At 69.5% G+C, this 13,422-nt stretch carries 9 protein-coding genes and 1 pseudogene; 4 read left to right on the top strand and 6 right to left on the bottom strand.

Going from position 1 to position 13,422, the window contains the following annotated elements; translation table 11 throughout:
• On the top strand, positions 1–957 hold a 957-nt coding region (locus ACF1FZ_RS30610; RefSeq protein WP_391776638.1), incomplete at its 5' end, for a VWA domain-containing protein.
• Between the two features lie 202 nt (positions 958–1,159).
• Positions 1,160–2,764 carry a methionine--tRNA ligase gene (gene metG, locus ACF1FZ_RS30605; RefSeq protein WP_391776637.1) on the top strand — a complete coding sequence of 535 codons (1,605 nt, stop codon included), beginning with the start codon at positions 1,160–1,162 and terminating at the stop codon, positions 2,762–2,764.
• A 66-nt stretch (positions 2,765–2,830) separates the two neighbouring features.
• Here metG and ACF1FZ_RS30600 read toward each other — a convergent pair.
• From ACF1FZ_RS30600 to aspS, 3 genes and pseudogenes are all read right to left on the bottom strand, one after another.
• A pseudogene (locus ACF1FZ_RS30600) lies at positions 2,831–3,411 on the bottom strand (Uma2 family endonuclease).
• A gap of 67 nt (positions 3,412–3,478) precedes the next feature.
• Complete coding sequence (locus ACF1FZ_RS30595; protein ID WP_391776636.1) at positions 3,479–4,240, bottom strand: L,D-transpeptidase family protein; 762 nt, start codon at positions 4,238–4,240, stop codon at positions 3,479–3,481.
• Between the two features lie 246 nt (positions 4,241–4,486).
• Entirely contained in the window at positions 4,487–6,316 is a 1,830-nt protein-coding gene (aspS, locus tag ACF1FZ_RS30590; RefSeq protein ID WP_391776635.1) for an aspartate--tRNA ligase, read from the bottom strand.
• A 187-nt stretch (positions 6,317–6,503) separates the two neighbouring features.
• On the opposite strand from aspS, the gene ACF1FZ_RS30585 reads away from it, so the two are divergent.
• Complete coding sequence (locus tag ACF1FZ_RS30585) at positions 6,504–8,624, top strand: SpoIIE family protein phosphatase (protein WP_391776634.1); 2,121 nt, start codon at positions 6,504–6,506, stop codon at positions 8,622–8,624.
• Here the strand turns inward: ACF1FZ_RS30585 and ACF1FZ_RS30580 are convergent.
• The 3 genes from ACF1FZ_RS30580 to ACF1FZ_RS30570 all read right to left on the bottom strand — a co-directional run bounded on the left by ACF1FZ_RS30580 (position 8,619) and on the right by ACF1FZ_RS30570 (position 11,356).
• Positions 8,619–9,695, bottom strand: a complete 1,077-nt coding sequence (locus tag ACF1FZ_RS30580) for an AI-2E family transporter (RefSeq protein WP_391776633.1) — start codon at positions 9,693–9,695, stop codon at positions 8,619–8,621. The two genes, ACF1FZ_RS30585 and ACF1FZ_RS30580, sit on opposite strands and share 6 nt — an antisense overlap.
• 88 nt (positions 9,696–9,783) lie before the next feature.
• Positions 9,784–10,740 (bottom strand): pirin family protein, encoded by a 957-nt coding sequence (locus tag ACF1FZ_RS30575; RefSeq protein WP_391776632.1) that lies wholly within the window; start codon positions 10,738–10,740, stop codon positions 9,784–9,786.
• Positions 10,741–10,915: 175 nt separating this feature from the next.
• Positions 10,916–11,356: an SseB family protein gene (locus ACF1FZ_RS30570; RefSeq protein ID WP_359463422.1), complete on the bottom strand. Its 441-nt coding sequence runs from the start codon at positions 11,354–11,356 to the stop codon at positions 10,916–10,918.
• 170 nt (positions 11,357–11,526) lie between these two features.
• Between ACF1FZ_RS30570 and ACF1FZ_RS30565 the strand changes: the two genes are divergently transcribed.
• The gene (locus tag ACF1FZ_RS30565; RefSeq protein ID WP_391776631.1) at positions 11,527–13,353 is read left to right on the top strand and encodes an acyl-CoA dehydrogenase; all 1,827 of its coding nucleotides are present in this window, start codon (positions 11,527–11,529) and stop codon (positions 13,351–13,353) included.
• The last annotated feature ends 69 nt before the right edge of the window (positions 13,354–13,422 follow it).

Below are 13,422 nucleotides of genomic sequence, written 5' to 3'. Positions count from 1 at the left end.
GCGGCCGAGAAGCCCGCCACCGAACCGAAGCCCGAACCCGCAACCGAACCGGCCACCACCACCGAAGCGAAGCCCGAACCCGCCACCGAGGCCGTACCGGAAACCGCGGCCGAGAAGCCCGCCACCGAACCGAAGCCCGAACCCGCAACCGAACCGGCCACCACCACCGAAGCGAAGCCCGAACCCGCCACCGAGGCCGTAGCGGAAACCGCGGCCGAGAAGCCCGCCACCGAACCGAAGGCCGAGGCCAAGTCCGCCCCCGCCGGTAAGCCCGCCGTCACCCTCGCCCGGGTCAAGGCCACGGCCCCCGCCCTCGCCGCCCCGTACAAGGCCGCGCAGGCCGGGCTCAAGGCGCACGGGCTGACCGGGCTGCGGGCCACCGTGTATCTGGTGCTGGACCGGTCGGGGTCCATGCGCCCGTTCTACAAGGACGGCAGCGCCCAGCACCTGGGTGACCGCGTCCTGGCGCTCGCCGCGCACCTGGATGCGAACGCCACCGTGCCCGTCGTCTTCTTCTCGACCGACATCGACGGCACCGGCGCGGTCGACCTCACCGCCCACGAAGGCCGCATCGACGAGCTGCACGCGGGCCTCGGCCGTCTGGGCCGTACGAACTACCACCGGGCCGTCGAGGAGATCGTCACGCACTACGAGAAGTCCGCGGCCACCGGCCCGGCGCTGGTGGTCTTCCAGACGGACGGCGCCCCGGACGCCAAGGTGGCGGCCAAGCAGGCCCTGGCGGACGCGGCACGGCTGCCGCTGTTCTTCCAGTTCGTCGCGTTCGGCGACGAGGACGCGAAGGGTTTCGACTTCCTGCGCAGGCTGGACGTCGAGAACGCCGGCTTCTTCCACGCGGGCCCCGCCCCGCGCGAGGTGCCCGACGCGACGTTCTACCGGGAGGTGCTCGCCGGACTCCCCGCCTGGGCCGCCGCCCGCGGATTCATCGCGGAGGGCTGATCCGTCGGCAGCCGTACGGTCACGGCGAACCCGCCCTCCGGGCCGGATACCGCCGTGGCCGCAGGGCCGTGGCCCCACGCGGGACCGGACGGGGGACGGTCCGGGCCCTCTCCCCTGCTTCGTGTGCTTCGTGGAAGCTCTCCGCAGCCGGGGCCTTTTATCGGGGTGAGTGGATCTCCCACGGACCGTTAGGATTTCGACCATGGCGGCCACTGGATCCGAGAAGCAGGGGGCGAAGGCGTACTACGTCTCGACCCCCATTTACTACGTCAACGACGCTCCTCACCTGGGCCACGCCTATACGACCGTCGCAGGCGACGTGCTCTCCCGCTGGCACCGTCAGCGTGGCGAGAAGGTGTGGTACCTCACCGGCACGGACGAGCACGGTCAGAAGATCATGCGCACGGCCGAGGCGAACGACGTCACGCCCCAGGCATGGTGCGACAAGCTCGTCGAGGAGGCGTGGAAGCCCCTCTGGGAGCACCTGAACATTGCGAACGACGACTTCATCCGTACGACGGAGAAGCGGCACACGGACCGTGTGCAGGAATTCGTGCAGGACCTGTACGACAAGGATCAGATCTACAAGGGCGGGTACGAAGGCCCGTACTGCGTGGGCTGCGAGGAGTACAAACTCCCCGGCGACCTGATCGAGGCCGAGGACGGCACGAAGCTGTGCCCGGTCCACAAGAAGCCGGTGGAGCTCCTCAAGGAGGAGAACTACTTCTTCAAGCTGAGTGAGTACGGCCCGAAGCTCATGGAGTTCTACGCGGCCAACCCGGACTTCATCCAGCCCGAGTCCGCGCGCAACGAGATCGTGAACTTCGTCAAGCAGGGCCTGCAGGACCTGTCGATCTCCCGTTCCACCTTCGACTGGGGCGTCCCGGTCCCGTGGGACCAGAAGCACGTCATCTACGTGTGGATCGACGCCCTGCTCAACTACGCGACAGCGGTCGGCTACGGCTCCAACCAGGAGAAGTTCGACGGCACCTTCCCGGCGAACGTGCACCTGATCGGCAAGGACATCCTGCGTTTCCACTCGGTCATCTGGCCGGCCATGCTGATGGCGCAGGGGCTGCCGCTGCCCGGCAAGGTAGTCGCCAACGGCTGGCTGATGGTCGGCGGCGAGAAGATGTCCAAGTCGAACCTGACCGGCATCAAGCCGCAGGACCTGACCTCGCACTTCGGTGTGGACGCGTACCGCTGGTACTTCCTGAGGGCCATCGCGTACGGCAGCGACGGTTCGTTCTCCTGGGAGGACTTCAGCGCCCGCTACACCTCCGAGCTCGCCAACGACTACGGCAACCTCGCCTCGCGCGTCGCGGCCATGGTCGGCAAGTACTTCGGCGGCGCGCTCCCGGAGTCCACGGCGGCCGGTGACGCCGAGCGGGCCGTCCAGGAGGGCCTGGCACAGGCAGTCACCACGGCCGACGCGAAGATCGGTGAGGAGCTGGACTTCCAGGGCGGCATCCTGGCCGTCTTCGACTTCGTGAAGCAGGTCAACGGCTACATCACCGAGCAGGAGCCCTGGAAGGTCGCCAAGGACACCTCGCCGGAGGGCCAGGCCCGGCTCGCGACCATCCTGTACACGGCGGCCGAGTCGCTCCGCGGTGTCGCGGTCCTGCTGAACGCCGTGATGCCGGACACCTCGCAGAAGCTGTGGGAGTCCCTGGGCGCCGAGGCGGCCCTGGGCGCCCTGGCCGACCAGCGGGTCCAGGACGCCGGCGAGTGGGGGCGGCTGCCCGCCGGTGTGACGGTGACGAAGGGCGCGGTGCTGTTCCCGCGCCTGGAGGAGAAGCCCGCGTAAGCGATGTACGCAGCGCGGGAGCCCGGCCCCGGACACATCGGGGGCCGGGCTCCCGCATGTGCCTCGTCAGCGCGTCCAGTTCCTGAGCGGCTCGGTGTCCAGCTCGATCCCCACGGGGCCGGGAAGTGCCGCGGTCTTGCCGTACGGCGCGGTGACCACCTGTCCGTAGCGCACGCCGTCGGGCTGCGAGTGGATCTTCACCTCGCAGGTCTCCCGGTCGATCAGCAGGTACACCGGGATGCCGGTCCCGGCGCGGGCACGCGGCTTCTCGACCCTGTCACGGCGGTCGGCGTCCTCGTCGTGCGACGTCACCTCGACCACCATGAGAACGCCGCCGGGGCCGGCCCACTCGCCTTGGCCTGCGAAAGCGCCACTGCGTGCGAGAACCCCGTCCGGTCGGGCGTCGCCCTTCCGCTACGCCTCGATCCGCAGCCGCTGCCCCGGGTACAGCCACCGGGACGGATCAGCCTGAACGCACAGGCGCGTCAACCACTCGATGATCCGCCCGTGATCCCCGTCCGGCACAGCCTTGCCCCCGGTTTCCCGTTCCCGCGTTCCAGCCGCAGCGCTCCTTCCTCGCGTACGGCGTGACGGGCCAGGCTCTCGAACACGTCCTGGGTCAGGACGGGCTCCTCGGCAACGCTCACGACTGCCTCCTCCGGAACCGGGCGACGCCTGCGGCGTATGGCCGTGCCACGCCGTACGTGCCGCGTTTCACCGGGCCAGCGACGCGGCGTCCCCCATCACGATCACGGGGTTCTTCGCGGGGTCCAGCGTGAGCAGCAGCTCCCGCATCTGCTCCTCGGTCAGGGACACGCACCCCTGTGTCGGCCCCTCGTGGTCCACGTGGATCCAGATGCCGCCGCCCCTCTCCTCACCGAGCGGCCGGGTGCGGTCCAGCGGACTGGTACCCGGGGTTCGGTTGTAGTTGATGGCGACGACGTAGTCGAAGGAGCCTTCGAGGGGCTCCCCCAGGAAGCCCTCGCCGCTCACCGCGAAGCGGGACTGTTCGTCGTACGGGAGCAGCGCGCCCGGGTCGGGCAGCCGGCCGCCCGCATCGGTGAGTCCGAAGACCCCGACGGGAGACCGGAGGTCGCCCGCGACATGGTGGTCCGTCCAGCCCTTCATGCCGTTGTGGGCGGGCCAGGGACCCGCCCCGGGCCTCCATCCGAGAGCGGGGTCGTCGAGGCTGTGGAGCACGACCGAGGAACGGTTGGAATCGGGGCCCTGGCCTGTCACCACGACGACCTGCCGGGCCGTGGCCGGGATCTGCGCCCGGGTCTGCGGACCCAGCGCCGGAATCTCCGCGGGGCGACGGAGGGGCTCCACCGAGCGGGGCTGCGCGGCCGAGGGCCCAGGGCCGGCCGCATCCCGGGGAGCAGCGGGGTCGATGTTCCGTGCCGCCCCGGCGGAACAGCCGATGACCAGCAGGAACAGGACGACGAGCATGACGTACGGGCGTCGCGGGACGGACACGGTGCGGCACTCCTCGGTGGGGGTCGGACGAGCACTTCCCGTGCCAGTCTTTGCCGGGCCCGACGGCGCCGAACCGGAACCGGGGCCATCCGGATGTACCCGGTTCGGCTACCCGACGTGCGAAAAAAAACTGCGTGCCCCACCTGTACCCGCGCGAAGGGCCCGGAACCGTGGGGGGTCCCGGGCCCTTCGCCAGGAGATCTCGTTGCCGCTGTTTCACGTGGAACAGAAGCGGAACGAGGGTGCCTACTTCGCGCCGGTGTCCCTCGCGACCGAGTCCTTGGCCCCCGCCTTGGCCTCCGTCTTGTCCTTCGCCACCGCGGCCGGCTTGCGGAGCTGGATGTTCAGCTCGCGCAGCCGGGTCTCGTCCAGCACGGTCGGGGCGCCCATCATCAGGTCCTGGGCGTTGCCGTTGAGCGGGAAGGCGATCGTCTCGCGGATGTTGGGCTCGTCGGCGAGCAGCATCACGATGCGGTCGACGCCCGGGGCGATGCCACCGTGCGGCGGGGCACCGAGACGGAAGGCGCGGAGCATGCCGGCGAACTCGTGCTCGACGGTCTCACGGTCGTAACCGGCGATCTCGAACGCCTTGATCATTAGCTCGGGCTCGTGGTTACGGATGGCACCGGAGGACAGCTCGATGCCGTTGCAGACGATGTCGTACTGCCAGGCGAGGATGTCCAGCGGGTCCTTCGTCTCCAGGTCCTCCAGACCGCCCTGGGGCATCGAGAAGGGGTTGTGCGAGAAGTCGATCCGGCCCGTCTCCTCGTCCTTCTCGTACATCGGGAAGTCGACGACCCAGCAGAACCGGAAGACGCCCTCCTCGAAGTGCCCGGCACGCTTGGCGGCCTCGACACGGACGGCGGACATGATCTTGGAGACCTCGTCGAACTCACCGGCGCCGAAGAAGACCGCGTGGCCGGGGACGAGGGACAGCCGCTCGGTGAGGGTCTTGATGTCCGTCTCGGTGAGGAACTTCGCGATCGGCCCGGCCAGCGTGCCGTCCTCGCCGACCCGGACCCAGGCGAGGCCCTTGGCCCCGTGCTCGACGGCGTACTCACCGAGGCCGTCGAAGAACTTCCGGGACTGGCCCGCGGTGTCCGGCACCGGCAGGGCGCGGACGTGCTTGCCGGCGAACGCCTTGAAACCGGAGTCGGCGAACACGTCGGAGATGTCGACGAGCTCCAGTTTGGCCCGCAGGTCCGGCTTGTCGTTGCCGTACTTCAGCATCGACTCGCGGAACGGGATGCGCGGGAACGGCGAGGTGACCTCGCGGCCGTTGCCGAACTCGGTGAAGAGTTCGGTCATCAGCTTCTCGATCGGCTGGAAGACGTCCTCCTGCTCGACGAAGGACATCTCGACGTCGAGCTGGTAGAACTCACCCGGCGAACGGTCCGCGCGGGCGTCCTCGTCGCGGAAGCAGGGCGCGATCTGGAAGTAGCGGTCGAAGCCCGAGATCATCAGCAGCTGCTTGAACTGCTGCGGGGCCTGCGGCAGCGCGTAGAACTTGCCGGGGTTCAGCCGCGACGGGACGACGAAGTCACGGGCGCCCTCGGGAGAGGTCGCGGTGAGGATCGGGGTCGCCATCTCGTTGAAACCGAGTGCCACCATCTTGGAGCGGATGGAGGCGATCACGGCCGAGCGCAGCATGATGTTGCGGTGCATGCGCTCACGGCGCAGGTCGAGGAAGCGGTATTCCAGACGCCGCTCCTCGTTGACCCCGTCCTCGGCGTTGATCGTGAAGGGCAGCGGGGCGGCCTCGCCCAGCACCTCGACCCCGGTGACCTCGATCTCGATCTCACCGGTCGGGAGCTCCGGGTTGACGTTGTCCGCGCCGCGCGCGGAGACCTTGCCGTCGATCCGGACGACGGTCTCCTTGGTCAGCTTCGACAGGGCCTCGTTGCCGGGGGTGCCGGGGCGGGCCACGAGCTGCACCAGACCGTAGTGGTCGCGCAGATCGATGAAGAGGATGCCGCCCAGGTCTCGGCGATTGTGCAGCCAGCCGCTCAGCCGGACGTCGGAGCCGACGTCAGAGGCGCGGAGCTCGCCGCAGGTGTGGGACCTGTACCGATGCATCGTCGTTCATCCAGTCTTCGCGGTTCGGTGTGGATTGACACCCCAGGCTACCGCCCGTGGGCCCGCCGCTTCATTGACGTCGTCGCCGCACGGCTGTCCGGGACGCGCCCGGCCGCCCCCGGAGCCCGGCCGCCGGGCGGCCCTCCCTCGGTGGCGACCGGGAAGAACATCTTCCTAAAGTGGGGCAATGCGCACCGAGGAGATCCTGGCTGCGATCGGGACCGGTCTGTGGAGCTGGGACAGCTCAGCGGGCATGGTCACGCTCGATGCCGAGGCGGCACGGCTGATGGGGCTGCCCGCCGAGCCCACGGTCCGCCCCGGCGAGGAGGTGCGCCCCTGCTTCCACCCGGCCGACTGGAACGAGATCGACGGCGTCGTCAACTTCGCGATCGCGGAGGACACGGTGGCCGAGGCCAGGATGCGCATCGTGGACGAGAACGGATCGGTGATACGCACGGTGCGCAGCCGGTCCAAGCCGGTCCCGCTGGACACCTCCGGCCGCCATACGTACGTGCTGGTGGGCATCCTCCAAGAAGTCGCCCAGCCCCCGGGGGGCGCCGCGGCGCAGACCCCCCTCACCGGCGACTGGCGACGGTCACGTGAGGCGTTCCTGCTGGACGCGGGGCGGGCGCTGGCCGAAGCCGGGTCCACCGAGGAGGTTCTCCGGGTCGCCAATTCGCTCTCCATGCCCGGCTTCTCGCCGGACGGACTCGCCGTCTTCGGCGTCTCGGGCGAGCGGCTGACGATCATCGGGCACTACGGGCACAACGTCGGTGACGAGGAGCCGTTCACCGACATGCCCCTGGACACGGACTACCCGGCCGCCGAGGTCGTGCGGACCGGCCAGGCGATCTACCTGGAGTCCCCCGAGGAGTACCGGCGGCGCTTCCCGGTCACCTGGCCCCTCGCCGAGGGGTTCGGGCGCCGGTCCTGGGCTTTCCTGCCGCTGATCTCGTCCGGGCACACCATGGGCGCCTGGATGGCCGGATTCGGGCACAGCGTGGCCTTCTCGCCGGACGAGCGCTCCGTGCTGACGACGGTGGCCAGGATGCTCGCACAGGCGCTGACCCGGGCGGGGGTCGCCGAGACCGAGCGCGAGCTGTCGCTGGGCCTCCAGAAGGCGATGAGACCGTCTCTCGGCCCCGGCGTCCCCGGGCTGACGGTGGCGGCGCGCTACGTCCCGACGGGGGGAGGGCTTCAGGTCGGCGGCGACTGGTACGACACGATCCCGCTCCCCAACGGCCGTATCGCCCTCGTCATCGGTGACGTCCAGGGCCACGACGTGCGGGCGGCGGGCCTGATGGGCCAGCTGCGGATCGCCCTGCGCGCGTACGCCGCCGAAGGACACCGGCCCGATGCCGTGCTCTCCCGGGCCTCGCGCTTCCTGTCCGGGCTGACGGAGACGTACGACCGCGCCGACGGTGAGGACCGGTCCGACGTGACGCGCTTCGCGACCTGTCTCTACGCGGAGGCCGACCCCGAGACCGGCACCCTCGACATCGCCCGGGCGGGCCATCCGGACCCGGTGGTGGTCAGCGTCGACGGCACCGCCGTGATCCGGCAGACCGCCGGAGGGATGCCCCTGGGCGTGGAGAAGGACGCCGACTACCCGACGACCCGCGTCGTCCTCGGTCCCGGCGAGACGATCATGCTGTGCACGGACGGGCTCATCGAGACCGGTGGACACGACATGGCCACCGGCTGGACCAGGCTCAAGCCGGTCCTGGAGAAGCCCGTCGAGGATCTGGAGGAACTCGCGGACGCACTCGTGCAGGCTGTGCACGGTCCGGGCTCGCACTACACGACCGGGCCGCTGGTGGACCGGCGGGAGGACGACATCGCGGTCCTGGTGCTGCGCCGCGAGGGAGCACGCACGCGCAGGACCCCGGGCCGGCGCTCGGCCATGACCATCGCGCAGGCGGAGCCCGAGCGGATCGCCGCCGCCCGGCAGCAGCTGCGGGAGCTGCTGCACGACTGGGCGGACCCGGAACAGGTCGACTCCGCGGAACTGATGGTCTCCGAGATGTCCACGAACGTGCTCGTGCACACGGACGGGGACGCCCTGCTCCTGGCCGAGGTGTCGGGTGAGCGGGGCGAGCGGCGGCTGCGTGTCGAGGTGGCCGACACCAGTGACGAGCTGCCGCACAAGCGGCGGCCGGGGGAGATGGCCTCCAGCGGGCGGGGGCTGGTGCTGATGGAGATGCTCGCCGACACGTGGGGAGTGGATCCGAGGGGCGAGGGCAAGTCCATCTGGTTCGAGCTGTACGAGTCGGCCGAGCCCGCGGAACTGTCCGCCGCCGGTTCATGAGCCCTCGGGAACCGCGCTCACCGTGCCGTCCGCCTCGTATCCCTTGCGCAGCTCGCCGATCACCCCGAACACCGCGGCGCACAGCGGCACCGCCAGCAGCATGCCCAGCAGCCCCGCGACGCCGGCGCCCGCGGTCAGCGCGATCATGATCGTGGCGGGGTGCATCTGGACCGTACGGCTCTGGATGACGGGCTGGAGCACGTGCCCCTCCAGCACCTGGACGGCCAGCACCACACCCAGCACCCACAGCGCGATCACGAGGCCGCGGTCGGCGAGCGCGACCAGCACGGCGACGGCACCGGAGATGAAGGCCCCGAGATACGGGATGTAGGCGCCGACGAATACCAGCGCCCCCAGCCCCACCGCCCCCGGCACCCGCAGGATCAGCAGGCCCACGGTGATGCACAGGGCGTCGATCAGGGCGATGAAGGTGGTGCCGCGCATGAATCCCTCGACGGCTTCGAAGGCCCGGCGCCCCATGGCCTCCACGAGGCCGCCCGTCCCCCGCGGGGCGATCGTGTGGGCGAGGTGGACTGCACGGTCGGAGTCACGCAGGAAGAAGAACGTCAGCAGCAGGGCCAGAACGGCGGTGGTCACGAGCGAGCCGATGAGGCTGATGCCGGTGAGCAGTCCGCCCGCGGCACTCGCGCCGAACTTCCCGGCGAGGTTCCTGACGTTCTCCGCCAGGTCGTCCACGTCGGCGACACCCGCGATGTCGAAATGGTCGATGATCCACTGCGCGGTGTCCTTGAGCGAGGCCACGATCTGGTCACCGGTGTCGACGAGTGCGGTGACGACGATGTATCCGGCACCGCCGGCCACCGCGACGAGCGCGGCACAGGTGAGTCCGGCCGCCACCGAGCTGTTCACCTTGTGGGCGGTCAGCCAGCGGTGGACGGGACCGAGCAGCGCCGTAGCGAGCAACGCCAGCAGGACCGGGGTGACCGCGGTCTTGAGTGCGACACACAGCCAGACGGCCACGGCCGCGACACCTGCGGCCAGGAGCAGGACGCCGCACCAGGCGGCCGTCCGCCGCGCGGCGTCGGGCAGGAGGGGCTTGTGGGTGGACACCCTCCCACCCGATCACGGGCCGGAAGCGGCGGCCTTTCCGCACGGTCGTACGGGTGACGGGCCGTCAGTGGTACGACCGGCGGATCCGTCACATGCCGTGCACGGCGGGGACCTTGCCGAGGCGGCCGGCCTGGAAGTCCTCGAAGGCCTGCTTGAGCTCGTCCTGGGTGTTCATCACGAACGGCCCGTAGTGCGCCATGGGCTCACGGATCGGACGCCCGCCGAGCAGCACGACCTCCAGGTCCGGCGTGTTGCCGTCCTGTGTCTCGTCGGCGCGGACGGTCAGCGAGGACCCCTTGCCGAAGACCGCGGTCTGCCCGGTGCGGACGGGGCGGCGCTCCGCGCCGGCGCTTCCGCGCCCGGCGAGTACGTACGCGAGGCCGTTGAACTCCTCGCGCCAGGGCAGCGTCACCTCGGCACCCGGCCGGACGGACGCGTGGACCATGGTGATCGGGGTGTGCGTGATCCCCGGGCCCTCGTGACCGTCGAGGTCACCGGCGATCACCCGGAGCAGCGCGCCGCCGTCCGGGGAGGCGAGGAGCTGGACCTGGCCACCACGGATGTCCTGGTAGCGCGGCGCCATCATCTTGTCGGCCTTGGGCAGGTTCACCCAGAGCTGGAGGCCGTGGAAGAGACCACCGGACATGACGAGCGACTCCGGCGGCGTCTCGATGTGGAGGAGGCCCGAGCCGGCCGTCATCCACTGGGTGTCGCCGTTCTCGATCGCACCACCGCCGCCGTGGCTGTCCTGGTGGATGAAGCTCCCGTCGATGATGTAGGTGACGGTCTCGAAGCCGCGGTGCGGGTGCCAGGGGGTCCCCTTCGGTTCGCCCGCGGCGTACTCCACCTCACCCATCTGGTCCATCATGATGAACGGGTCGAGGTGCCGGTAGTTGATCCCGGCGAAGGCGCGCCGCACCGGGAACCCCTCGCCCTCGAAACCGCTCGGGGCGGTCGTGACGGTGAGCACGGGACGGGCCACAGCCTCGGCCTGGGCCGCGACCTTCGGCAGGGTCAGCGGGTTTTCGACGGTCACTGCGGGCATGGGAGCCACCTCCGGGAGTCTTCTGATCCCAATTTAGTTGAACAATGAACATCTTGCAAGGCGGCGTTCGTCCCCGCCACGCCCGCACAGCACCGAGGGCCCGCACCGGACGGTGCGGGCCCTCGGGTCGCATAGGGCCGCGGACGCTTCTCAGCAGTCTGCGCGGCGACGGCGCCTAGCCGTACATGCGGCGCATCGCGAAGTCCACCATCTGCTCCACCGCCTTGGCGTCGAAGACCATGCGGTGGTCACCCTCCATGTCGAGGACGAAGCCGTAACCCGTCGGCAGCAGGTCGATCACCTCGGCCCCGGTGATCACGAAGTACTTGGACTCCTTGCCCGCGTAGCTGCGGAGCTCCTTGAGCGTGGTGAACATGGGGATCACCGGCTGCTGGGTGTTGTGGAGGGCCAGGAAGCCGGGGTTGTCGCCGCGCGGGCAGTAGACCTTCGCCGTGGCGAAGATCTGCTGGAAGTCCTCCGCGGACAGCGAGCCGGTCGTGAAGGCCCGTACCGCGTCGGCCAGGGACGGCGGCGAGGGCTCGGGGTACAACGGCTGCTCGCCGTAGCCGCCGCCCATCTGCTGCTGTACACCCGGGTTCTGGTCGTAGCCATACATGCCGCAAAGAGTAATCGGACACATCTGCGCCTTGAGGGGTTGCACCTTATTACTGACGGGTAGCATCATCGTGGGGCCAGGTGATACACCCACGCCAGGCCGTCCGTCGCCCGACCCTCACTCCTCCACGGGGCGCTGCGCGCCACTGCTATTGATTACGGAGCCTTCCCATGGGGCACTACAAGTCGAATCTCCGCGACATCGAGTTCAACCTCTTCGAGGTCCTCGGGCGCGACAAGCTGTACGGCACCGGTCCGTTCGCGGAGATGGACGTCGACACCGCGAAGAGCATCCTGGACGAGGTCGCCCGCCTCGCGGAGAACGAGCTCGCCGATTCGTACGCCGACGCCGACCGCAATCCGCCGGTCTTCGACCCCGCGACGAACACCGCACCCGTCCCGGCCTCCTTCAAGAAGTCGTACCAGGCGTTCATGGACTCCGAGTACTGGCGTCTGGGCCTGCCCGAGGAGATCGGCGGCACGACCTCCCCGCGCTCCCTGATCTGGGGTTACGCGGAGCTCCTGCTCGGCTCGAACCCGGCGGTCTGGATGTACTCCTCCGGCCCCGCGTTCGCCGGCATCCTCTTCGACGAGGGCAACGAGGCGCAGAAGAAGATCGCCGAGATAGCCGTCGAGAAGCAGTGGGGCTCGACGATGGTGCTGACCGAGCCGGACGCCGGTTCGGACGTGGGCGCCGGCCGCACGAAGGCGGTCGAGCAGGAGGACGGCTCCTGGCACATCGAGGGCGTGAAGCGCTTCATCACCTCGGGCGAGCACGACATGTCCGAGAACATCCTCCACTACGTGTTGGCACGCCCCGAGGGCGCCGGCCCGGGCACCAAGGGCCTCTCCCTCTTCCTGGTCCCGAAGTTCCACTTCGACTGGACCACCGGCGAGCTCGGTGCGCGCAACGGCGTGTACGCGACGAACGTCGAGCACAAGATGGGCCTCAAGGCGTCGAACACCTGCGAGATGACCTTCGGCGACCAGCACCCCGCCAAGGGCTGGCTGATCGGTGACAAGCACGACGGCATCCGCCAGATGTTCCGCATCATCGAGTTCGCCCGCATGATGGTCGGCACGAAGGCCATCGCGGCCCTGTCGACGGGCTACCTCAACGCGCTGGAGTACGCCAAGGAGCGCGTCCAGGGCACCGACCTGTCGCAGTTCATGGACAAGACGGCCCCCAAGGTCACCATCACGCACCACCCCGACGTGCGCCGCTCCCTCATGACGCAGAAGGCGTACGCCGAGGGCATGCGTTCCCTCGTGCTGTACACCGCCTCCGTCCAGGACGCGATCCAGGTGAAGGAAGCCGCGGGCGAGGACGCCAAGTCGCTCAACGGCCTCAACGACCTGCTGCTCCCGATCGTGAAGGGCTACGGCTCCGAGAAGTCCTACGAGCAGCTCGCCCAGTCGCTCCAGACCTTCGGCGGCTCCGGTTACCTCCAGGAGTACCCGGTCGAGCAGTACATCCGTGACGCCAAGATCGACACCCTGTACGAGGGCACGACGGCGATCCAGGGCCAGGACTTCTTCTTCCGGAAGATCGTCCGCGACCAGGGCGCCTCGCTGAACGCCCTCTCCGAGGAGATCAAGAAGTTCCTCGCGGGCGCGCAGGGCGACGAGGAGCTGTCCGGCTCGCTGGACAACCTCGCCAAGGCCGCGGTGGACCTGGAGGCGATCGTCGGCACGATGATCACCGACCTCACCGCGACCGGCGAGGACGTCAAGAACATCTACAAGGTGGGCCTCAACACCACCCGCCTCCTGATGGCCTCCGGCGATGTCGTCGTCGGCTACCTGCTGCTCAAGGGCGCGGTCGTGGCCTCCGAGAAGCTGCGCAACGCCTCCGCCAAGGACGCCGCCTTCTACCAGGGCAAGATCGCCGCGGCGAAGTTCTTCGCCACGAACATCCTGCCGGGCGTCTCCGGCGAGCGCGCGCTGGCCGAGGCCGTCGACAACTCGCTGATGGAGCTGGACGAGGCCGCGTTCTAGTCCTTCCCGCCCTTTCCACGTCGACGGCGCCGCCGCCCGGACTCCCCGGGTGGCGGCGCCGTCATGGCC

The sequence above is a fragment of the Streptomyces sp. NPDC014623 genome, assembly GCF_043088245.1.
In the GTDB taxonomy this organism is placed as follows: Bacteria; Actinomycetota; Actinomycetes; order Streptomycetales; family Streptomycetaceae; genus Streptomyces.
Note: the sequence above shows the minus strand (reverse complement) of the source record. Positions and strands in the feature narration are given on the sequence as shown.

Excerpts from the sequence above, each read along its gene's own strand:
- metG (WP_391776637.1), top strand. The coding sequence starts at position 1,160 with ATGGCGGCCACTGGATCCGAGAAGCAGGGGGCGAAGGCGTACTACGTC.
- aspS (WP_391776635.1), bottom strand. The coding sequence starts at position 6,316 with ATGCATCGGTACAGGTCCCACACCTGCGGCGAGCTCCGCGCCTCTGAC.
- ACF1FZ_RS30585 (WP_391776634.1), top strand. The coding sequence starts at position 6,504 with ATGCGCACCGAGGAGATCCTGGCTGCGATCGGGACCGGTCTGTGGAGC.
- ACF1FZ_RS30575 (WP_391776632.1), bottom strand. The coding sequence starts at position 10,740 with ATGCCCGCAGTGACCGTCGAAAACCCGCTGACCCTGCCGAAGGTCGCG.
- ACF1FZ_RS30570 (WP_359463422.1), bottom strand. The coding sequence starts at position 11,356 with ATGTATGGCTACGACCAGAACCCGGGTGTACAGCAGCAGATGGGCGGC.
- ACF1FZ_RS30565 (WP_391776631.1), top strand. The coding sequence starts at position 11,527 with ATGGGGCACTACAAGTCGAATCTCCGCGACATCGAGTTCAACCTCTTC.